General features: G+C 60.1%; 17 protein-coding genes. 16 read left to right on the top strand and 1 reads right to left on the bottom strand.

The window, feature by feature from the left end:
• The first annotated feature begins 2 nt into the window (after window positions 1-2).
• The 6 genes from KVT38_RS16175 (at window position 3) to KVT38_RS16150 (ending at window position 9,188) form a co-directional block, all read left to right on the top strand.
• Window positions 3-1,610: a response regulator gene (locus KVT38_RS16175; RefSeq protein WP_217594768.1), complete on the top strand. Its 1,608-nt coding sequence runs from the start codon at window positions 3-5 to the stop codon at window positions 1,608-1,610.
• A 123-nt stretch (window positions 1,611-1,733) separates the two neighbouring features.
• Complete coding sequence (locus KVT38_RS16170) at window positions 1,734-3,326, top strand: type 2 periplasmic-binding domain-containing protein (protein ID WP_217594767.1); 1,593 nt, start codon at window positions 1,734-1,736, stop codon at window positions 3,324-3,326.
• A 123-nt stretch (window positions 3,327-3,449) separates the two neighbouring features.
• Window positions 3,450-4,412: an ABC transporter permease gene (locus KVT38_RS16165; RefSeq protein ID WP_217594766.1), complete on the top strand. Its 963-nt coding sequence runs from the start codon at window positions 3,450-3,452 to the stop codon at window positions 4,410-4,412.
• A gap of 15 nt (window positions 4,413-4,427) precedes the next feature.
• Window positions 4,428-5,321: a carbohydrate ABC transporter permease gene (locus KVT38_RS16160; protein WP_217594765.1), complete on the top strand. Its 894-nt coding sequence runs from the start codon at window positions 4,428-4,430 to the stop codon at window positions 5,319-5,321.
• Window positions 5,322-5,382: 61 nt separating this feature from the next.
• Window positions 5,383-7,431, top strand: coding sequence for an alpha-L-arabinofuranosidase C-terminal domain-containing protein (locus KVT38_RS16155; RefSeq protein ID WP_217594764.1), 2,049 nt, complete (start codon window positions 5,383-5,385; stop codon window positions 7,429-7,431).
• On the top strand, window positions 7,428-9,188 hold the full coding sequence (locus tag KVT38_RS16150; RefSeq protein WP_217594763.1) for a glycoside hydrolase family 2 protein: 1,761 nt from the start codon (window positions 7,428-7,430) through the stop codon (window positions 9,186-9,188). Before KVT38_RS16155 ends, KVT38_RS16150 begins: the two co-directional genes overlap by 4 nt.
• Window positions 9,189-9,352: 164 nt before the next feature.
• Here the strand turns inward: KVT38_RS16150 and KVT38_RS16145 are convergent, their stop codons facing one another.
• Window positions 9,353-10,633, bottom strand: coding sequence for an ammonium transporter (locus KVT38_RS16145; RefSeq protein ID WP_217594762.1), 1,281 nt, complete (start codon window positions 10,631-10,633; stop codon window positions 9,353-9,355).
• A gap of 255 nt (window positions 10,634-10,888) precedes the next feature.
• On the opposite strand from KVT38_RS16145, the gene liaF reads away from it, so the two are divergent.
• The 10 genes from liaF to aroF all read left to right on the top strand — a co-directional run bounded on the left by liaF (window position 10,889) and on the right by aroF (window position 21,326).
• Window positions 10,889-12,076 (top strand): cell wall-active antibiotics response protein LiaF, encoded by a 1,188-nt coding sequence (gene liaF / locus KVT38_RS16140; RefSeq protein ID WP_217594761.1) that lies wholly within the window; start codon window positions 10,889-10,891, stop codon window positions 12,074-12,076.
• A gap of 6 nt (window positions 12,077-12,082) precedes the next feature.
• Window positions 12,083-13,123: a sensor histidine kinase gene (locus KVT38_RS16135; RefSeq protein WP_217594760.1), complete on the top strand. Its 1,041-nt coding sequence runs from the start codon at window positions 12,083-12,085 to the stop codon at window positions 13,121-13,123.
• A gap of 6 nt (window positions 13,124-13,129) precedes the next feature.
• The gene (locus KVT38_RS16130) at window positions 13,130-13,807 is read left to right on the top strand and encodes a response regulator (protein WP_254639270.1); all 678 of its coding nucleotides are present in this window, start codon (window positions 13,130-13,132) and stop codon (window positions 13,805-13,807) included.
• Between the two features lie 128 nt (window positions 13,808-13,935).
• Complete coding sequence (locus KVT38_RS16125; RefSeq protein WP_217594759.1) at window positions 13,936-14,349, top strand: YugN family protein; 414 nt, start codon at window positions 13,936-13,938, stop codon at window positions 14,347-14,349.
• A 220-nt stretch (window positions 14,350-14,569) separates the two neighbouring features.
• A complete protein-coding gene (locus KVT38_RS16120) occupies window positions 14,570-16,231 on the top strand; it encodes a S1C family serine protease (protein WP_217594758.1) in 1,662 nt (553 codons plus the stop codon).
• Window positions 16,232-16,302: 71 nt separating this feature from the next.
• Window positions 16,303-16,989 carry a response regulator transcription factor gene (locus KVT38_RS16115; RefSeq protein WP_217594757.1) on the top strand — a complete coding sequence of 229 codons (687 nt, stop codon included), beginning with the start codon at window positions 16,303-16,305 and terminating at the stop codon, window positions 16,987-16,989.
• 3 nt (window positions 16,990-16,992) lie between these two features.
• The gene (locus KVT38_RS16110; protein WP_217594756.1) at window positions 16,993-18,549 is read left to right on the top strand and encodes a sensor histidine kinase; all 1,557 of its coding nucleotides are present in this window, start codon (window positions 16,993-16,995) and stop codon (window positions 18,547-18,549) included.
• Window positions 18,550-18,579: 30 nt separating this feature from the next.
• Window positions 18,580-19,530 carry a 4-hydroxy-3-methylbut-2-enyl diphosphate reductase gene (locus tag KVT38_RS16105; RefSeq protein ID WP_217594755.1) on the top strand — a complete coding sequence of 317 codons (951 nt, stop codon included), beginning with the start codon at window positions 18,580-18,582 and terminating at the stop codon, window positions 19,528-19,530.
• Window positions 19,531-19,577: 47 nt separating this feature from the next.
• Window positions 19,578-20,084, top strand: a complete 507-nt coding sequence (locus KVT38_RS16100; protein WP_217594754.1) for a DUF2062 domain-containing protein — start codon at window positions 19,578-19,580, stop codon at window positions 20,082-20,084.
• 180 nt (window positions 20,085-20,264) lie between these two features.
• Window positions 20,265-21,326: a 3-deoxy-7-phosphoheptulonate synthase gene (aroF, locus tag KVT38_RS16095; RefSeq protein WP_217594753.1), complete on the top strand. Its 1,062-nt coding sequence runs from the start codon at window positions 20,265-20,267 to the stop codon at window positions 21,324-21,326.
• Window positions 21,327-21,419: the final 93 nt, after the last annotated feature.

Genomic DNA, 21,419 nt, shown 5'->3' with positions numbered 1-21,419 from the left:
CCATGTACCGAGTACTGCTTGTAGACGATGAGCCGTTGGCGCGCCATCACCTGACGACGCTGCTCGATTGGAACAAGGAAGGCTTCGAACTGTGCGGCGAAGCCCACAACGGCGCGATGGCGCTGGCGTCGATCGGAAGATCCGCACCGGATGTCGCGATCATCGACGTGAACATGCCGGAAATGGACGGCGTGGCGCTTAATCGAGCGATTAAAGAGAAGTTTCCGTCCGTGCGAACGATCATGCTGAGCGGCTACGACGATTACGACTATGTGCGAGAATGCCTGAAGGACGGCGCCGTCGATTATTTGCTTAAGCACCGGCTGGATGAAGCTTCGCTTTTGGCGATCTTGAACAAGGCGGTCGAAATGAAGCCTTCCGGCGACCGGCTGCGCGGGAACAACGGCGCCGAAGAAATGGAAGATGGGCGAGAGGGAGCGGCGCTCGTCCGCGATCTGGCGGCGGACCTGGCAAGAGGAAAGCCGGAGGCAGCGGCGAAGCTGGAGGCCGCGGCCGAGCGGCACGGACTGTTCAGGGGCGCGATCAGCTATGTGGCGGCTGCCGTGCAGATCGTGTCGTTCCGACTGTTGACGGAGTCGTACAGCGACGTGCAGACGAATCGGCTTGCCCAGCAGGCCGTCGATATTATGCAGCAAAGTCTCGGCGACATGCGCGAGCGGGTCGCGGCGTACGCGGAGGACGGGAGACTGATCGTCCTGTTCGCGTTCAAGGAACGAAGCGAGCATGTCGTCGCCGGCGAGGTCGGCGGTTCGATCGCGAAGCTTCAGCATGCACTCGAGCTGATGCTGAATCTGAAGTGCATGGCCGCGCCGGGATATGTGTGCGGCAGCCTGACGCAGCTCGCCGCCAGCTACGGCGCCGCGGCGCGCGCGATCGACGTTTCGCCGTCCCCGGAGCGGCCGACCTTGTTCAACGGGCGCGTCTCGCTGACGATCGAGGAGCAGAAGGAGCTGCTGCTTTCGATCGAGCGGCTCGACAAGGAAGGCATGCAGCGGCTGCTGGCGTCCGTGTTTTTTTCGTTGCGCGGACAGCCCGTTCACGCCCAGACCGTGCAGATGGTCGTCAGCGAGCTTCTGCATACCGGAGACAAAGCGATCAAGAAGTGGATGCCGACGCTTTCTTCCGAGGCGGCCGAGCGCGAGCTGCCGTCCCGTTCCGAGCTCGGGAAAATCGCTACGCTTGCCGAGCTGGAGCTGTGGCTGCAGCGCTACTACGCCGGCTTGCTCGAGCTGCTCGGACGACGGCGCGCGAGCGGTCCGTACTCCCGTCACGTCACGCAGGCGATCGAGCTGATCCTGGAGAAATATCAGGGCTACATTACGCTGGAGCTGGCCGCGGGCGCAATCGGCCTCCATCCGTCTTATTTGAGCCGGATTTTCAAAGAGGAGACACGGTCGACATTTTCCGAATATTTGAACCGGGTGCGGATCGACGTCAGCTGCAAGCTGCTGGAGAGTGGCCGTTATTCGATCAAGCAGATCAGCACGCTTGCGGGCTTCGCCAACTACAATTACTTCTTTAAAGTGTTCAAGGAGCTGAAGGGTCAGACGCCGCAAGCCTATTTGAACGGCGAACGCGCCGTCAAATAAGTGGAGTAAATAGTCATATTATTGCAATTGGCAGCGTTTGCAAGGCGTTTAAAATAAAAACACGCCGGTGAAACGCTTACAACGTCGGTCGGTGAACAACAATCAAGCGGAGGTCATAGATGCATGCGTAAAAACTGGAAAATGTGCGCGATAGGCACGGTGGTCGCGTCAAGTCTGGCGCTCGCCGGCTGCAGCTCGAATTCAGGCGCCAGCGGCGGTATGGGTACGGAGCCGTCCGCCTCGTCCGGAGGCGCCGTCAAGGCAAGCGGATTTCCGATCGTGGACCAGCCGATCAAGCTGAAGATGTTCACCCGGACCGCGCCCGTCAACGGGCCGTTCAAAGATATGCCGGTGTTCCAGGATTATGAGAAGCTGAGCAACGTGCAGGTGGAATTCACCGAAGCGCCTACGGACGGTTTCCAGGAAAAGAAAAACCTGCTGTTCGCGTCCAACGAGCTTCCGGACGCCTTGTACCGCTCGGGGCTGTCGCAGCTCGAGACGACGCGCTACGGAGCCGCCGGCCAGCTGATACCGCACGAGGATCTGATCGATCAATACGCGCCTAACCTGAAACAGCTGATGGAGCAATATCCGGAGATTCGCTCGGGCATCACGACGCCTGAAGGCCATATCTACGCCATTCCGGGCATCGTCACGCTGGCTGCGGCCCGCACGGACAAGAAGTGGATTAATCAAGCGTGGCTCGACAAGCTGAACTTGAAAGTACCGGAGACGACGGACGACCTGTATAACGTGCTCGTCGCCTTCAGGGACCAGGACCCGAACGGAAACGGCAAAAAGGACGAGCTGCCGATGACCGCCCGCGCGCCTGTAGCCGGCCAAGGACTGCCCATACTCGCCATGATGAGCGGCTCGTTCGGTCTGGACATGCAGTTCGGCTACAATATCAACCTGGAAAACGACAAGGTCAATATTTGGATGGGAAGCGACCGAAACAAAGAAATGCTGATGTACCTGAACAAGCTATATACGGAAAAACTGCTCGATCCCGAGATGTTTTCGCAAAAGGAAGCGGACTATCTGGCCAAGCAGGGCTCCGGCAATACCGGGTTTTTCTTCGATCAGACGAACAACAACTTCTTGCCGATCCAGGATCAATATGTCGGCATTGCGCCGCCGAAGGGACCTCACGGCGACCGGCTGCAGAGCCATGGCGCGCCCGTGGCGCGGGATTTCGGAGCGTTCGCAATCACCTCCGTGAACAAGTATCCGGACGTCACGATGCGCTGGATCGACTACTTCTACAGCGACGAGGGAGCTACGCTGCTGCGCTTCGGCAGAGAGGGCGAGAACTATGAAGTGAAGGACGGCATTCCCTACTATACCCAAGCCTTCCTCGACACGGGCAACCAGTCGAAGATCACGCCTTACGCCGGCGGCGGCGCGCCGCACCTCATCAGCGAAAAGGTCGCCTCCTTCATCAATCCGCCCCAGGTGCAGGAAGCGCAAAAGCAGCTCGATCCGTACATGCCCAAGGTCCGCTACGCGGCGCCGATGTTCGATGAAGCGACGGCGCAAAAGGTCAACGTCCTGCGCAACGATCTCGACAAGTACTACGAAGAGCAGAGCACGAAGTTCATCGCCGGCGCGCTCGGCTTCGACAAGTGGGATGAATTCCAGGCGACGCTGAAGAAGCTGAAGATCGACGAGCTGCAGCAGATTTACCAGGATGCCTACGACAAGCAGGCCAAGTAATCCGTCTTAGACCCCATCAGGTTACGCGAATGTGAGGAGCGGGGAGCGCGCTCTCTTCGGAAGAACCGCCCGTACGGGAGGGCCGAAGAGAGCCGTTCCCGCTCAGGATAGGAGTAGATTGGCATGGAGAGCGTGCAAGCCAAGGCGCCGGCAGCGGCGCCCGTCGGCCGCAAACGGCAGGGCGGCGGACTGCTGAGGCGGATCGGCAAACGGTACGATTTGTATCTGATGCTTCTGCTGCCACTCGCCTGGTATTTGATTTTTCACTACGGACCGTTGTACGGGCTGCAGATCGCCTTCAAAAATTTCAATCCGGGCAAGGGCATCATGGGCAGCGAATGGGTCGGACTCGAGCATTTTCAGCGGTTTTTCGAATCGTTTTATTTTAAAAGATTGCTGTGGAACACGTTGTCGATCAACCTGTTGTCCCTGCTGATCGCGTTCCCGGTGCCGATCCTGCTGGCGCTGATCGTGAACGAGCTTCGCAGCAAGTCGTTCAGCAAATGGCTGCAGAACATTACCTTTATTCCGCATTTTATGTCGGTCGTCGTCATCGTGGGCATTCTCTCCGTGTTTCTGTCCCCGAGCACCGGACCCGTCAACAAGCTGATCGAATGGCTCGGCGGAGAGCCGATTCGCTTTATGGAGTCCGCGGGCTGGTTCAAGACGATCTTCATCAGTTCGAATATTTGGCAGAACATGGGCTGGCAATCGATTATTTATATCGCTGCGCTCAGCGGGGTGAATCCGCAGCTGTACGAGGCGGCGAAGATGGACGGGGCGTCGCGGCTGCGGCGAATCTGGCATGTGTCCCTGCCGGGAATCGTGCCGGTCATCGTCATTCTGCTTATATTGGATATCGGCCACTTCATGGATGTCGGCTTCGAGAAAATTTTGCTGATGCAAAACAACCTCAATCTCGAGACGAGCGACGTCATCTCGACCTTCGTCTACACGACAGGCATTCTCAAGGGCGAATACAGCTATACCGCTGCGATCGGGCTGTTTAATTCGCTGATCAATCTGACGCTGCTGCTGCTCGTGAACCGGTTCGCGCGCAAGACCGCGGAGACGAGTCTATGGTAAAGGAGACATCCACCGATGGCCAAGCCAACGATAACTAAAAGCGCATCGGACGGCCGCGTATTCGACATCGTCGTGAACGTCCTCGCCGTGCTCATCATGCTCGTCGTGCTGTATCCGCTGATCTTCGTCGTCAGCGCGTCGTTCAGCGATCCGGCCAAGGTGCTCGGCGGAGAGGTGTGGCTGCTGCCCAAGGGGGTCACGCTGGCCGCCTACGAGAACATTTTGCACAACGGGGAAATATGGACCGGTTACCGCAATACGATTTTTTACGCCGTCGCCGGCACGCTGATCAATATGATCATGACGGTGCTCGCCGCCTATCCGCTGTCCAGGCCGGATCTGCCGGGGCGCGGCTTCCTGATGCTGATCATTACGCTCACCATGTTTTTCAGCGGCGGTCTGATCCCGACTTACATGCTGGTCAAAAACCTGCACATGGTCGACACGGTATGGGCGCTGATCGTGCCCGGCGCGATCGCCACCTACAATCTCATCGTTATGCGCACTTACTTTCAGACCAGCATCCCCTGGGAGCTGCAGGAGGCCGCCCATATGGACGGCTGCACCAACTGGCGGCTGCTGTGGAATATCATCCTGCCCCTGTCCAAGCCGATTCTCGCGGTCATGGTGCTGTTCTACGCGGTCGGCCACTGGAACTCGTTTTTTAACGCGCTTATCTATATTCGCCGGGAATCGCTATACCCGCTGCAGCTCGTGCTGCGCGAGATTCTGATGATCAGCCAGAGCGATGCGGTGGACGCGAGCGTCGGGATCGAGGACAAGATTCTGCTCGCCGAGAGCATCAAATACGCCGTCATCATCGTATCCAGCCTGCCGGTGCTCGTCATGTATCCTTTTGTCCAGCGGCACTTCGTCAAAGGCGTCATGATCGGATCGATCAAAGGCTGATAACGATCAAAGACTGAAAAATCAGTAAATCACCATTAAACACGTCCTATGGAGGCCGACCTTGAAAAAGAACGCAACGATATCGATCGACTGCAGCCGACCGAGCGACCATACGGTCAACCCTTATTTGTTCGGACATTTCGTCGAGGACATACGCGATCACATGGACGCGATGCTCGCCTTCCCGCTGAAGGATATGGACTTCGAGAGCGAGGCGGAGGGGAGGCGGGCGGTATCCGGACAATGGCGCGCCTATACGAACGGGAAAAACACGGAGTACGCCCTTGAGGCGCCCGCTCAGCGGCATTCGGGACGCGCCCAGCGCATTCGTCTGCTGAGCGACGACGAGGCCTATGCCGGCATCGCGCAGCGGGCGGCGCTCAAGGGGCCGTCGACATACGCGGTCAAGCTGGTGGCGCGCGCCTCGGTCGAGCTGCGCCACCTGCTCGTCGAGGCGGTCGACCGCCGTACGGAGGCGTCGCTCGGGAGCGTCCGAATCGACCTGACCGGCCACAACTGGCGCGAATACGAAGCTCGGCTGCCGATCTCGCGCGCCTGCGCCGACGCGGAGCTCCGCGTGTACGTACCGGCCTCGCACCCGAGGTGGATCGATCACGTGTCCACCGGCATGCTGTGGATCGATCATGTGTCCCTGCTGCCCGAGGACAGCGTCGGCATCGTGAAGCGCGAGGTCGTCGAGATGACGCGCGACCTGAACGCGGGCATGATGAGGCTCGCCGGCAACTACATCAGCGCCTATCACTGGGAGCACGGCATAGGTCCCGTACTCGAGCGGCCCGTCATGTACAACGAGGCGTGGGGCGGCTGGACGAGCAAATACTTCGGCACCGACGAATTTATCGCTTTATGCAGGGAGCTTGGGGTAGAGCCTCTGATCTGCGTGAACGACGGCTCCGGCACGCCGGAGGAAGCCGCGCAGTGGGTCGAATACTGCAACGGCGGGATCGACACGCCGATGGGCGCCCTGCGGGCGGCCAACGGACATCCCGAGCCCTACGGCGTCCGCTATTGGGAGATCGGCAACGAAGTATGGGGGCAGTGGCAGGTCGGCACCTGCACCGCCGAACAATTCGGCGAGCGCTGCGTCGCCTTCGCCCAGGCGATGAAGGCCGCGGATCCGTCGCTGGCGCTGCTCGCCTGCGGCCATACCGACCAGGACTGGAACCGGGCCGTGCTCGACATCGCGGGCGAGTCCATCGACTATTTGACGCTGCATCTGTATCACGGCTACGGACGCTTCGGCATGAACCGGGAGACGCCGGCGGAAGAGCGGTACAAGGCGATGGCGGCCTATTCGGAATGGACGCGGTCCGATCTCGCGCGGACGGCGGCGGAGCTCGCCGTAAATCCGAAGCACGGCCATATCAAGCTGGCGATTACCGAATACAACACGATGTATTATCCGAATACGATCCGCAAAGGCTTGCCCGACGAGCATACGCTCGGCGCGGCGGTCGCCAATGCCGCCAACCTGAACGAGATGCTGCGATCGAGCGATCTGGTGCAGATCGGCAGCTTCTCCGACCTCGTGAACGGCTGGCTCGGCGGCTGCATTCGCGTCGGCGATTATTATGCCGATCAATACTGCGGCAAGGAAGCGGGCTGGAGCGGGCTGCCCCTGACCGTATACGCCACGCCGACGTATGAAGTGTTGAAGCTATATGCGGGCAGCGGCATCAGCCGCATGCTGCCGGTCGACACGGCGTGCGGCAGCTTCTCCGTCGCCTCCGCCAAGCCGGCCCCCTTCGCGCTGGACGCGCTGCCCGATCTGGACGTCGCGGCGTGCGCGAACGAGGACGGCAGCGTCGTTACCGTATTTATCGTGAATCGCAGCCTGGAAGAGGTCAGGGCGGAGATTCGCTTGGACGGCTTCGCGGCATCGGATGCGACCGAGCTTCACGAGATCACGGGCGATTCGGCGGACGCGATTAACTCCGTATTCGAGCCGGCGAACATCGCTTGTACGACCCGGTCCGTATCCGCCGCCGAATGGCGGAGCGGGTATCCGCTTCGTCCGTCTTCGGTGTACGCGCTTAAGATTGCGGCCAGTGGCGAAGGAGCGGGGAGAAAAGGAGAAGGTGCCGAATGACGACCAAATTTTATATCAAGGACTACCCGAGGCCGCAGTTCGTTCGCGACGGCTGGCAGAGCCTGAACGGCCGATGGGCCTTCCGCTTTGATGACGATAACGCAGGTGAAAGCGGGCGATGGCAGGAGACGTTCGAGGGCACGCATTCGATTAACGTCCCGTTCACGTACGAGACGCAGGCGAGCGGAATCGGCGACGAAGCGTTTCATCCGCACGTCTGGTACAGCCGGTCCATGCCGATCCCGAAGGAAGCCGAGGGCAAGCGGGTGCTGCTGCATCTCCAGGCGGTCGATTATATCGCCAAGGTGTGGGTGAACGGGTCGATGGCCGGCGCCCACCAGGGCGGCTATGCGGCCTTCAGCTTCGATATCACGCCGTATGTGGCGTTCGGCGCCGACAACACGATTACGATCAAAGCCGAGGACAGCGACAGCTGCACGCAGCCGCGGGGCAAGCAGCGCTGGACGAAGGACAACTTCGAGTGCTTCTACGTGCAGACGACGGGCATCTGGCAGACGGTATGGCTCGAATTTGCGGCAGAGCGGCGGCTCGAGCGCGTCAAGATTACGCCGGACATCGACCGCAATCGGGTCCGCTTCGACTACGAGGTGGCCGGAACGGAGGGGGCGAGCGGGCTCCGACTGGAAGCGAACGTCACGTTGAAGGACAAGCCGGTGAAGCGGGTCGGTCTCGATATCGATCGTCCCTGCCTGTCGGTCGAGGTCGATCTCGTGCATGAAGCGAACGGTCCTTGGAAAAAGAGCTGGTGGTCGCCGGAGCAGCCGAACCTGTACGATGTCGAATTCGTGCTGTACGAGGACGGCGCTGAAGTGGATCGCGTCGGGTCTTACTTCGGCATGCGAAAAATTTCGATCGACAAAAACAAAGTGCTGCTGAACAACGTCCCCTACTATCAGCGCCTGATTCTCGATCAAGGCTACTGGACGGAAAGTCATCTGACGCCGCCGAGCGAGGAAGCGCTCGTCGAAGACATCGACAAGGTGATGGAGATGGGCTACAACGGCGTGCGCAAGCATATGAAAATCGAGGACGCCCGCTTCCTTTACTGGTGCGACGTGAAGGGGCTGCTCGTCTGGTCGGAGATGGCGGCGACGTTCGAGTTCCATGACCGGGCGGTCGAGACGTTTTCAAGAGAATGGCTGGAAATCGTCCGTCAGCAGTACAATCATCCGAGCATCGTCGCCTGGGTGCCGTTCAACGAATCGTGGGGCGTCTCCGCCATTCTCCGCGATCGCAGCCAGCAGAAGTTCACGGAGGGCATTTATCATCTGACCAAGGCGATCGATCCGTGCCGTCCGGTCATCGCGAACGACGGCTGGGAGCATACGGTGTCGGATATCGTGACGCTGCACGACTATGTAGAGACCGGTGACGAATTTCTGAAGCGGTATGCGGATCTCGAGGCGATCGCGGGCAACGACACGACCTGCAACCATTGGAAGTATGCCTTCGCGGAGGGCTACGGCTATCGGGGGCAGCCGATCATGATCACCGAATTCGGCGGGATTGCATTCCGCTCGGACCAAGGCTGGGGCTACGGCCGCCAGGTCGATTCGGAGGAAGCGTTCATCGCGCGCTTCGAGGGTCTGACGCGCGCGATCCGCAGCGTCGAAGGCATCTGCGGCTACTGCTATACACAGGTGACCGACGTGCAGCAGGAGATCAACGGACTGCTGACCGAGGACCGCATGCCGAAAATTCCGCTGGAGCGGATCCGGGAGATTAACCGGTCCTGAACGGATTCGGCCTGCGGCCAGCGGTCGGGAACCGGGAACCGGGAGCCGGGCCGACATACGAGGCGATCGCCTAACGAAAAAAAGCCGATTCCGGAAGCGTCCGGAATCGGCTTTTTGTACGTATTCGATGAATCTGGTGCAGCTGCATGATTTGTACCGGCGGGCTACTGCTCCGTCCTCAGCCGCTCGATGTCGAGGAAGTCGTGCTCCTGGCTGTACGCCGGCACGCCGTGAATGCCGACGTCGAGGCCGACGAGCTCTTCGTCGCGGGAGACGCGCACCGGGCGCCAGGCGTTGATCAGCTTGAGCGCGCCCCAGGTGAGCGCGAAGCCCCAGACGGCGACGACGGCGAGCCCCAGCGCCTGGACGCCGAGCAGCTTCCAGCCGCCCCCGTAGAACAAGCCGGCGTTCGCGGACAGGCTCGGCACGGCGAACAGCCCGACGGCCAGCGTGCCGATGCTGCCGCAAATGCCGTGAACGGCGAAGGCGCCGACCGGATCGTCGACGCGGCGCCGCTCGAGCCATTCGGTCGCCAGCACCATGGCGATGCCGCTGAACGCGCCGATCAGGATGGCCGCACCGTCCGATACGAAGGCGCAGCCCGCCGTGATGCCGACGAGACCGGCGAGCGCGCCGTTAATGACGGTAGGCGGATCCGCCTTTTGATAGCGCAGGATCGTAAACAGGATGCAGGCCGCGCTGCCCGCCGCGGAAGCGAGCATTGTCGTCACGGCGATATGGCCGATGTTCGGATTCGTCGCGCTGAGCGTGCTGCCCGAGTTGAAGCCGAACCAGCCGAACCAGAGGATAAAGGCGCCGACGGAGGCAAGCGGGAGGTTGGACGGCGGGACGATGTTGACGCGTCCGTCGTCGGTGAACCTGCCGATGCGCGGGCCGAGGAACAGCGCGGCAGCCAGCGCGGCGAAGCCGCCCAGGGCGTGGATCGCCGCGGACCCGGCGAAGTCGACCATCCCGAGCTTGGCGAGCCAGCCGCCCGAGGACCAGATCCAGTGGCCGGAGATGGGATAGATAAGCCCGGTCATGACGATCGTGTAGACGATATAGGCGCGGAAGTGGATGCGCTCGGCCACGGCGCCGGATACGATGGAGATGACGGCGATGACGAAGGCGCACTGGAACAGCCAGAAGGTGTCGGTCGAGATGTTCAGGCTCAGATGGGACAGATCGCCCTTCATGGCGAAGCCCGAGATGCCGATCCATCCGCCCGCATCCTTGCCGTACATCAGCGCGAAGCCGACGACGTAGAACAGCAGGGCGCCGAACGAGATGTCAACGAATACCTTCATAATAATGCTGACCGCGTTCTTTTGCCGGACGAAGCCTGCTTCGAGCAGCGCGAAGCCGCCTTCCATCAATAAGATCATCGCGGCGGTCAATACGACCCAGATCGTATCGACGCCGCTGGAGAGCGTCTCCAACGTCATTCAACTTCCCCCACAACGATTCGATTTTTTGTCGTTTACCTACAAAACGAATAAAAATACGACCAAATTATATATTTAGAAGTCATATATGTCAACAAAACATGTTATGAAAAATAACATTGTTGACGGTCCGGGAACTTGCTCCGTCCCGAGACCGAGGCAAGTTCCTTCCCGCGCCGCTATGGAAGCGCCCGAACATTCCTTTATAATGAATTCATCGGAATCTATGTCGCACAGAAAAACGGAGGAACCCCTATGCAGCAGTCCGTGCTTCATCGCATTTTTTGGGGCGTTATATTGATCGGGGGCGGCCTGGTTTTTCTGTTGAACCAGAGCGGGGTCATCGATCTCGACATCGGTTATTTATTCTCGACCTTTTGGCCCGCGTTTATCATCTTGTTCGGCATCCAGGGGATGCTCATTCAACAGCGGAACAATTTTGGCTGGAATGCGATCGTCGTGCTGATCGGCCTGTTTTTCCTCGGGCGGAACCTGGGCTGGCTGAATTGGGAGTTCGGGGACCTGATCCGATTCGCGATTCCCGCGGCGCTCATCGTGGCGGGGCTTAACATGGTGTTCAGAGGAAGCGGCTGCGGACGGACGAAGAGGAAGTGGGAGGAAAGCGGATGGAACGAGGTGACGCCTCCGCCCGCTCCGAAGCCGTTCGAGGCTCCGCTGCCGCCGCCTCCTCCGCCGCAGCCGTACGACAGCCCGAACGCTTTTGCCGAAGATCCGGTTCACGAGGAGCCGCACCCGGACGAGGGGCGTACGGCGGAGCCGGAGGCAGGACGTACCCGGGATCGCGGCTGGGATCCCGCGGATCGTCTGAGCGGGCGCATGGAGCGGCGCCAGGAGAGGATCGACCGCTTCCATGAGCGGATGCAGGAGCGGGTCGAGCGAATTCACGCCAAGCAGCGCGAGCGTCATGATCGCCATCGCGCCAAGGTGCGGGATCGTCACGATCGGCAGGGGCAATACGATTACGACAGCTACGATTCGGGCAGCGAGACCCACCGGATGTGGAAGGAATACCATCGGCCGCCCGGCCATTCGATGCGGGGCTCCCGGATCGATCACAGCCGCTTTATCGGCGACGTGCATATCGGACAGGAGATGTGGGAGCTTCAACCGATGAGCATCTCCCATTTTATCGGCGACACGACGATCGATCTGACGCGGGCCCATATTCCGGTCGGCGAGACCCGCATCTACGTATCGGCATTCATCGGTGACGTCAAGGCTTACGTGCCCGGCGATCACAGCGTCGGCATCCGCGTCGTCTCAAGCTGTCTGATCGGGGACGTGAAGGTGCTGGAGCAGAAGCGCGGCGGCTTGTTTAATCAGATGTCCGCCGAGACGCCCGGGTTCCAGGATACGGACAAACAAGTGGTGCTCATCGTCAGCTGTTTTATTGGCGACGTGCGCGTGACGAAGGTAGGTTAAGGCGGGATGCCGAAGCTGCTAAGAAACATCAAGTGGGAATGGGCATTCTACGCGGCGATCTCAGGCGCGGTCGCGCTGGCGATTATCTACGGCCTGTGGCGTCCCCATATCAAGGCGCTGCCAGCGGGCGCGGCGATTTACAGGCTGATCCCGCTTCTGATCGTCGTGCGGATCGTCGGCGCCTACTTCCGCGGCCGGAGATATCAGAGCCGGATCGATGCGCTGCAGGAGGCGCTCAAGCAATCGGCGGCCGGCAACTGGAAGGCGCGTCTTCCCGAGGAGCGCGCCGATGCCTTCGCGGGCGCGTACCGCGAATTCAACCGGCTGCAGCAAGGGCTGGCCGAACGGCTCCGCCTGCTGCAGCAGCTCGGCGAGAAGGAAGTGATGGGCAAGGCCGCCACCGTGGAGGAAGCGGTGCTCGAGGAGCGCAGGCGGCTGGCCCGGGATCTGCACGATACGGTGAGCCAGCAGCTGTTCGCGATCCATATGAGCGCGTCCGCGCTGCCGGCGCTCGTGGACAAAAATCCGGAGCATGCCGGCCGCGTCATGCAGCAGCTCATCGAGATGTCCAAGGCCGCGCAGCGCCAGATGCGCGGCTTGATCGCGCAATTGCGGCCGCTGGAGCTGCAGGGCAGGACGCTGCCGGAGGCGCTCGACCGCTGGTTCCCGGACTACTGCCGGCAGAACGGCATGCAGGGGACGCTCGACGTGCGCGTATCCGCTGCGCTGCCGCCGGCGATGGAGCATCAGCTCTTCCTGATCATTCAGGAAGCGATGGCCAACGTGATGAAGCATTCGGGCGCGGACGAAGTCAGGCTCGTGCTGGGGGAGACGGACAGGCAGGTGCTGTTGTCGATCGACGACGACGGCGAAGGTTTCAGCGCGGACCAGGTCAAGGCAGGCTCTTACGGGCTGACGACGATGCGCGAACGCGCGATCCAGCTGGGCGGCGACGTCGAGATCGCGACCAAGCCCGGCGCGGGCACGCGCATCAAGGTCGCGCTGCCCAAATTCGCGCAGGCGACCGATGGAGACGGAAGGGGTTAAGCACAAATGGTTGAAATGAACGCGACGCAAAATCGATGCAGCGTAATGATCGTGGACGACCACGAGATGGTGAGAGCGGGCATCAGGACGTATCTGATGCTGGACGACCGGTTTGAAGTGATCGGAGAAGCCGCAGGCGGGCAGGAAGCGATCGACCGGCTCGACGCGGGCGCCTTCGGCGGCCGCATTCCGCAGCTCGTGCTGATGGATCTGATGATGCCCGGCATGGACGGGGTGGAGTCGACTCGCGCGCTGTTGGCCAAGTATCCGCATGTGCGGATCATCATCTTGACGAGCTTCCTGGAGGACGACAAGATCGTGGCCGCGATCGAGGCCGGCGCGGTGAGCTACGTGCTCAAGACGGTATCGGCGGACGAGCTTGTGTACGCGATGCAGGGCGCGCTGCGCGGCATGCCGGTCATGAGCGGCGACGTCTCGCAGGCGCTTACCCGCGGCCTTCGCCGGCGAACGGCGCAGGACGAGGACGAGGGCTTGACCGAGCGCGAACGCGAGGTGCTGCTGCTGATCGCCGAGGGCAAGTCCAACAAGGAGATCGGGGACGAGCTGCATATCAGCATCAAGACGGTGAAAACCCATGTCAGCAACCTGCTTATGAAATGCGAGCTGGAAGACCGGACGCAGCTGGCCATTTACGCGCATCGCAAAGGCTGGGTCAAAGCGTAGGCGAAGCGCCTGAGTCGGACGAGGGCAATCGATTCGACGGAAAAACGATGCGCCGCATTATGGCGATGCTAGTGAGGTTTAGCGTGCCGCGCGCTCGGGCATTCTATGGCTAAAAAGGCGGAATTCCGATGCAACAGCTGTCTTCGCGACTCACATCCACGCAGGTTGCCTATATTCAGGCGCAGGAAGGCCTTGACGATCTCGGCTTTAATCTGGGCGGCAACTGGGATTACAAGAGCGGCTCGCTCGACCGGGCGCTCGACAAGGAGCATAAGGTATGGCTGCGTCTGCCCTTCGAGGTCGAACGCGGCGAGCTTGACGCGGAAGCGGAGAAGACCGATGCGATCATCCGGTTCGGTCAGCCCTATGTATTGAGGCACGAATACGAGGAAGGACTGGATCAGGATGCGCAGCCGCGCACGCTAGGCGGCTTCTTCGACCAGTTCGCCGCGCCTTCGAATCCGGACGCCGCCATTGACGAGTCGTGGATCGGCGAAGCCAGGCGCATCTTGGAGCAAGCCGAAAAACGATTTTCAAACTAGCGGCGAACCTCCCGATATTAATGCGGTCCGCCCGCTTTCCGCGACCGCCTCGCATAACGAACGCAGCCCTCCGGCGATACGGAGGGCGTTTCTATTTATAACTTTTTAATATTGATTCAGTTCGCTTTAAGATTGTTTTAAGGTAAATAGGCGAAGATGTTAACAAGAAGAACAAACGACCGCAGGCGCGAGGGCCGCGGCGACATGGGAGGAATCGGACATGGACGACCAGAACAAGAAGCCGGAAGACAATCTCTTCGGGTTCCGATATAACGAGCGCGAAGAGAACGGCGAGGCGGGAACGGCGAAGGGACCGGAGTATCGGTATTCGGATCAGGCGGACGCGCGCGGGGAAGGCCGCGGCGAGACGACGTCCGGCCCGGAGACGCCGGAAGCGGATTATACGACTTCGCGAGAAGAAACGAGGTTCACTTACGGGCCGTTCGGCTCGGACCGGGAACGCGGAGCTTCGTACGGCTCGGCCTACGATAGCGGCAATGGCGCAGGCGAGCGTCCGGCGACGCCGGCCGTTCAGCCGGGCGATCGGGAGTACCGGCCTTTCACCGTATCGGGCAACGGAAGGAACTGGGAGGCATCGAAGCCGCCTCGCAGATCGTCGATCCGTTCGGTATTCGCTTCGTTCATGGCGGGCGTGGTCGTCGTCGGCGGTTTGATGTTCGCGGCCGACCGCGGCGATTGGTTCAGCACCAAGGCGGCGGCGCCGGTATCGGCCGCGGTAGCGTCCGCGAACGACAACGGCGGCGCGAAGACGGTCGCCAACGTCACCGACACCGTCCGGCCGAACAATATCTCGAAAATATTCGAGCAAGCAAGCCCCGCGGTCGTCAAGATCGAGACTTTTGTCAAAGCTTCGGGCCAGGGCGGCTCCGGCAACGGCTGGTTGGACGAAAATCCGCTGTTCCGCCAGTTTTTCGGCGACGAATACGGCGACGGCTCGGGCGGGAACAACGGAAACGGCGGCGGCCCTGACGGTTCGCTGCAGGAGGAGGGCATGGGCTCGGGCTTCATTTTCGACGCAACGGGCTACATCCTGACCAACCAGCACGTCATCGCGGACGCCGACGAGATCAAGGTTACCGTTACCGGCCATCAAGAGCCTTATACGGCGAAGCTGCTCGGCTCCAGCTACGATCTTGACCTCGCGGTCCTGAAGATCGAAGGCACCGACTTCCCGACGCTTAAGCTTGGCGACTCCGGCGCGGCGAACATGGGCGACTGGGTCGTGGCGATCGGCAATCCGTACGGCTTCGACCACACGGTCACCGTCGGCGTGCTGAGCTCCAACGAGCGCAAGATCAGCATTCAGGATTCCGCCGGCACGCGCAATTACGAGCATTTGCTGCAGACCGACGCCTCGATCAACCCCGGCAATTCCGGCGGCCCGCTCATTAACCTGAACGGCGAAGTCATCGGCATCAACACCGCGGTCAGCTCGCAGGCGCAAGGCATCGGCTTCGCGATTCCGACGAGCACGATCACCGAAGTGCTGGATAACCTTAAATCCAACACGAAAATTCCGGCGAAGCCGTCTCCGTTCATCGGCGCGACGCTCTCGGATATTAGCAGCTCGGCCGCGCGCCAGCTCGGATTGTCCGATACGGCAGGTTCGCTCGTCAACGATATTTTGTACAACTCGCCGGCTTACAAGGCGGATCTGCGCAAATACGACGTCATTCTCGGCATGGACGGCACGACGTACAAGAAGAAGGAAGATCTGATCGCCGCCATCCAGAAAAAAGCCGTAGGCGACAAGGCGGTGCTGAACGTATTCCGCGACGGCAAGAAGATCGATCTGACGCTGACGATCGGCAACAAGAGCGACTTTGAGGAACAATCGCAGGAGCAACAGCAACAACCGTAAGATTTTCTGGTAAAATAGCGTTAGCGGGGCAGTCGCTTAAGACTGCCCCATTCTTTTAGACGGAGGAACGCATGAGACCGCATATTCTCGTAATCGACGACGACGACAAGATCACCTCGCTGCTCAGGCGAAGCCTGGCTTTTGAAGGCTATGAAGTATCCACCGCGGCGAACGGCCCGGCAGGCCTTGGCATCGTGGCGGACAAATCCGCGGACCTGGTCATTCTCGACGTCATGATGCCGGGTATAGACGGCTGGGAAGTGTGCCGCAGGCTGCGGACGGCGGGCATTAATGTGCCCGTTCTGATGCTGACGGCCAAGGACGACGTGCAGGATCGGGTGAAGGGACTGGATCTCGGGGCCGACGACTATCTCGTGAAGCCGTTCGCGCTGGAGGAGCTGATGGCTCGCGTCCGCGCGCTCATGCGCCGGCGGCCGGAATCTGCGGGAGAGAACAACCGGCTGCGCTTCGAGGATCTTGTGCTCGACGTCGACGGACGGGAAGCGATCCGCGGCGACAACCGGATCGAGCTGACCGCCAAGGAGTTCGACCTGCTGCATCTGTTCATGCAAAATCCGAAACGCGTTCTGTCGCGCGACCAGATCATGGACAAAATCTGGGGCTACGACTACAGCGGCGAGTCCAACGTGCTCGAGGTGTATGTGGCGATGCTGCGTCAGAAGCTGGAAGAGTTCGGGGACAAGCGCCTCATTCAGACGGTGCGGGGAGCGGGCTATGTCCTGAAGGGAGACAGCTAGGGCATGTCGATCAGGCTTCGACTGACTTTATGGTATTCGGGCCTGCTGGCGGCCGCGCTCGTGGCTTTTGGCATCCTGATATACGCGATCGTTTACCAGAATACGATGGGCAGCATCAAGACAAGGTTGATGAACGAAGCGGAAAATGTTGATGTGGCTTCGACGTTTAATTCCGCCGGGGAACTGAGGATCCTTATCCGTACATCCAACGCGATAGACGTCAGCATAGCGGCGCAAGCCGTCAATTATACCCAAGATCCGCGCGGTCGCATCGATATGCAGACTTCCAATCTGAATGCATTGGGGCTCAAATTCGCCTACCCCGAATTCGATGGCATCAAGACCGGCCGATACCATGCGGAAACGCTGAAAGGCTATCCGTTCGTCATTTATGAAAAAGCGCTCGTTTTGCCTGAGAACGGCGCAATCATCGGACTGTTGCAAGTAGGCGCATATACGAAAAACGAAATCGTCTATCTGTCGCAAATGCGAACCATCCTCTGGATCGCCGGCCTCGCCAGTCTCGTACTCGCCTTCGTCATCGGCCTTTTCCTCGCGCGCAAGGCGCTGCGCCCGATCGAAATGGTCACGGAAGCCGCCGAGCGCGTGCAGAGCGGGTCCGACCTGAAGCTGCGCATTCCCGGCGAGAGCCAGGACGAGATCGGCCGGCTCACGCGGACGCTCAATCATATGCTGGAGCGGGTGGAGAAAGCCTACAATGTGCTGGAGGAGTCCAATGTTGCGCAGCGCAGATTCGTATCGGACGCTCCGCACGAGCTGCGGACGCCGCTGACGACGATTCGCGGCAATGTCGATTTGCTGGAGAAAGTGTGGTCGGAGACAGGCGACAGCGACGCGCAGGATCAGCAGAACGGGCAAGACAGCGTCGTCGTTAAGCCGAAGCTGTCCCCGGCGGAGCGGGAGGAGCTGTCGCGCGAGGCGCTGCACGATATCTCGGACGAAGCGCGGCGGATGAGCCGACTCGTCAACGACTTGTTGTCGCTGGCGCGCGCGGATGCCGGCTACGTCGTCGACAAGGAGCCGATCGACCTGCTGCCGCTTGTCGAAGAAGTCGCGCGCAGAGCAGGATTTTTGCCGCGCAAGGCGGAGTGGGTCGTCGGACCGCTTGACGCGCTTGCGGGCGTGCGGGTCGTCGGCAACCGGGATTACCTGATGCAGCTGCTGTTCATTTTTATCGAAAACGGCTTTAAGTACACGCCCGCAGGCGAAGTCCGCTTGGAGGTGTACCGCCAGGAGGACCGCGTGGGCTTATCTGTCGCCGATACGGGCATCGGCATCGCCAAAGCCGACATGCCCCGCATCTTCGACCGGTTCTACCGGGCGGACGAATCCCGCGGCCGGACGGCCGGCACCGGACTCGGCCTCTCGATCGCCAAGTGGATCGCGGACATGCACCGCGCCTCCCTAGAGGTTCAGTCCAGTCCCGAGGGCGGCAGCCGCTTTACCGTATGGCTTCCCGTCGACTTTTCCGAATGCCCGGATTACGGTATAATGGAGGCATCGGTACGCCCGGCTGTTCCCGATTCGGAACAAAGCTGACAGGTACGGGCGAGAAAGCGGGTTACGAAAATGGAGATCGTCAAAATTTCCCCTCGCGGATATTGCTACGGCGTGGTGGATGCCTTGGTGCTTGCCCTTCAGGCGGCGCGCAACCTGGATCTGCCACGCCCCATTTATATTTTAGGGATGATCGTGCACAACAGCCATGTGACCGAATCGTTCAAGGACGAGGGCATCATCACGCTGGATGGCGCGAACCGTCTCGAGATTCTCGAAGGCGTGGATTCGGGCACCGTCATTTTTACGGCGCACGGCGTCTCGCCCGAAGTCCGCAGAAGGGCCAAGGAAAAAGGGCTGACCATCGTGGACGCCACATGCCCGGACGTCACGAAGACGCATGATCTCATTCGCGACAAGGTCGAAGAGGGCTACGATATTATCTACATCGGCAAAAAAGGCCATCCTGAGCCGGAAGGCGCCATCGGGATCGCGCCGGAGCGCGTTCATCTGATCGAGAACGAAGCGGATATCGCGGAACTTCGACTTGCCGGCGACCGTATTATAATAACGAATCAGACGACGATGTCGCAGTGGGATATCCGACATCTCATCTCGAAGCTGCTCGAGACGTTTCCCCGGGCCGAGGTCCACAACGAGATTTGCCTGGCGACGCAGGTTCGCCAGGAAGCCGTCGCCGAGCAAGCGAAGAATGCGCAGCTCTGCATCGTGGTGGGCGATCCCCGGAGCAACAATTCCAATCGGCTCGCTCAAGTATCGGAGGAGATCTCCGGCGTGAAGGCGTACCGCGTCTCGGACGTCACGGAGATCAAGCGCGAATGGCTGGAAGGCGTCGACCGCGTCGCCGTCACGTCCGGCGCTTCGACGCCGACGCCGCTGACCAAGGAAGTCATCCAATATTTGGAGCGATACGATCACAACGACCCTTCGACCTGGGAAATCCGACGCACCGTCAATATGAGCAAGCTGCTGCCGACGGTTAGAGAAAAATCAACCATTTGAGCCTTTCTTGGCTGGAGTGGCGCCGTAGGCCGCAAGAAAGGAGCGCCATGCAACTACGTCTTCGCAAGTTCGTCCGGTTTTTGAAGCTGCAGTACGTCAAGCTGCTTCGCGCCAAGGGCGGTGCCTATTCGATCGCGATGGGATTCGCGGTCGGGCTGTTCGTCGAGATGTTTAATCTGCCGACTTACGGCACTTCGTTCGTGCTCATCTTTCCGCTGATCTACCTGCTTCGGGGCAATTTACCGTCGGCGCTGGTCGGATTTTTGTTCGGCAAGCTGATCTACATTCCAATGTCCGTGCTGAACAAGATGGTGGCGGACGCGGTCATGCCCGCCCATTTTACGGTGAATTTTTCGTTTCTGCCGGAGAAGATCAACCACTTTCTGCTGTTCAACCTCAAGATGATCGTCGGGGGGATGATCGACGGACTCGCGCTTGGGGTCTTGTTTTTCTTCCCGATCTGGTACAGCGTCCAGGCGTTCAAGCGCAAACGGAGAGAAAAGCGCCGCGCTAGGAAGATCGTGATCGAAGCGAACAAGCCGGCGATGGAGTGACACGGAAAGAAACGGAAATAAACAGAAAGACGCGGAAAGAAGATGGCCCCGGGGATTGACACCCGGGGTTTTATCGTCTATATTTGCTTTAGTGCTTAAAAGCGTATAAGCGTCGAAGCGAACAAGCGCGAAAGCGATATTCAAAAATAATATTCATTTAGAATCCGGGAGCGTGTCCTTATGATCGTCATTACAACTCCGCATATCTCCGAAGAACGCATCTTGGAGATTGCCGACTATATTCAAAAGAGCGGCGTACAGCCCCATATCTCGCGGGGGACGGACCGTACCGTCATCGGCATCATCGGTAAGGCGGAGCCTTCGCTCGCCGAGCACATCCGTTCGATGCAAGGTGTCGAGAACGTCATCAAAATTTCCAAGTCCTACAAGCTGGCGAGCCGGGACTTCCACCCGGACGACACGATCATCGAAGTAAAAGGCGTGAAGATCGGCGGCGACAACCTGGTCGTCATGGGCGGCCCGTGCGCGGTCGAGACGCCGGAGCAGATCGACGAGATCGCCCGTCTGGTCAAGGCGGCCGGCGGCCAGGTGCTGCGGGGCGGCGCATTTAAGCCGCGCACGGGTCCTTACAGCTTCCAGGGGATCGGCGTGGAAGGTTTGAAGTGGATGAAGGAGGCCGGCGAGAAATACGGCTTGCTCACCATCACGGAAGTCATGGCGCCGGAGTTCGTGGACATTTGCGCCGAATACGCGGACATCATGCAGGTCGGCACGCGCAACATGCAGAACTTCGACCTGCTTCGCAAGCTGGGCACGATCCAGAATCCCGTCCTGCTGAAGCGCGGCTTCAGCGCGACGTACGACGAGTGGCTGAACGCGGCGGAGTACATTCTGGCGGGAGGCAATCCGAACGTTATGCTGTGCGAGCGCGGCATTCGGACCTTCGAGACGTATACGCGCAACACGTTCGATCTGGCTGCGATCCCGGTCATTCAGCAGCTGTCGCATCTGCCGGTTATCGCCGATCCGAGCCATGCGACGGGCCGCCGCGAGCTGGTCGAGACGATGACTAAGGCGTCCGTCGCAGCAGGAGCGAACGGCCTCATCATCGAGATGCATACCGATCCGGACAACTCGGCGACGGGCGACGGCGTGCAGTCGTTGTTCCCCGACCAATTCGCCAAACTGCTCAAGGAGCTCGAGCAGCTCTCGCCGCTGCTCGGCAAACGTTTCGACACCGCCAAGGAGCCGGCCGAAGCGTTCGCGACTTGGAAAAAATAATCGAGAAGACAGTAAAGAGCCGCCAGACCTGCTGGCGGCTCCTTACTGTCTTCTGACAGGCATTGTTCATCAGTTTGAGCGCATGAAAAAGCC

This window comes from Cohnella sp. GbtcB17, assembly GCF_019091135.1.
Classification (GTDB): Bacteria; Bacillota; Bacilli; order Paenibacillales; family Paenibacillaceae; genus Cohnella.
This window is presented reverse-complemented; position numbering and strand designations above follow the sequence as displayed.

What these genes read in the sequence shown, in the direction of transcription:
- KVT38_RS16100 (WP_217594754.1), top strand. Translation starts at nt 19,578, where the DNA reads ATGCAACTACGTCTTCGCAAGTTCGTCCGGTTTTTGAAGCTGCAGTAC.
- KVT38_RS16125 (WP_217594759.1), top strand. Translation starts at nt 13,936, where the DNA reads ATGCAACAGCTGTCTTCGCGACTCACATCCACGCAGGTTGCCTATATT.
- liaF (WP_217594761.1), top strand. Translation starts at nt 10,889, where the DNA reads ATGCAGCAGTCCGTGCTTCATCGCATTTTTTGGGGCGTTATATTGATC.
- KVT38_RS16115 (WP_217594757.1), top strand. Translation starts at nt 16,303, where the DNA reads ATGAGACCGCATATTCTCGTAATCGACGACGACGACAAGATCACCTCG.
- aroF (WP_217594753.1), top strand. Translation starts at nt 20,265, where the DNA reads ATGATCGTCATTACAACTCCGCATATCTCCGAAGAACGCATCTTGGAG.
- KVT38_RS16130 (WP_254639270.1), top strand. Translation starts at nt 13,130, where the DNA reads ATGGTTGAAATGAACGCGACGCAAAATCGATGCAGCGTAATGATCGTG.
- KVT38_RS16165 (WP_217594766.1), top strand. Translation starts at nt 3,450, where the DNA reads ATGGAGAGCGTGCAAGCCAAGGCGCCGGCAGCGGCGCCCGTCGGCCGC.
- KVT38_RS16175 (WP_217594768.1), top strand. Translation starts at nt 3, where the DNA reads ATGTACCGAGTACTGCTTGTAGACGATGAGCCGTTGGCGCGCCATCAC.
- KVT38_RS16135 (WP_217594760.1), top strand. Translation starts at nt 12,083, where the DNA reads ATGCCGAAGCTGCTAAGAAACATCAAGTGGGAATGGGCATTCTACGCG.
- KVT38_RS16120 (WP_217594758.1), top strand. Translation starts at nt 14,570, where the DNA reads ATGGACGACCAGAACAAGAAGCCGGAAGACAATCTCTTCGGGTTCCGA.
- KVT38_RS16145 (WP_217594762.1), bottom strand. Translation starts at nt 10,633, where the DNA reads ATGACGTTGGAGACGCTCTCCAGCGGCGTCGATACGATCTGGGTCGTA.
- KVT38_RS16170 (WP_217594767.1), top strand. Translation starts at nt 1,734, where the DNA reads ATGCGTAAAAACTGGAAAATGTGCGCGATAGGCACGGTGGTCGCGTCA.
- KVT38_RS16110 (WP_217594756.1), top strand. Translation starts at nt 16,993, where the DNA reads ATGTCGATCAGGCTTCGACTGACTTTATGGTATTCGGGCCTGCTGGCG.
- KVT38_RS16150 (WP_217594763.1), top strand. Translation starts at nt 7,428, where the DNA reads ATGACGACCAAATTTTATATCAAGGACTACCCGAGGCCGCAGTTCGTT.
- KVT38_RS16105 (WP_217594755.1), top strand. Translation starts at nt 18,580, where the DNA reads ATGGAGATCGTCAAAATTTCCCCTCGCGGATATTGCTACGGCGTGGTG.
- KVT38_RS16160 (WP_217594765.1), top strand. Translation starts at nt 4,428, where the DNA reads ATGGCCAAGCCAACGATAACTAAAAGCGCATCGGACGGCCGCGTATTC.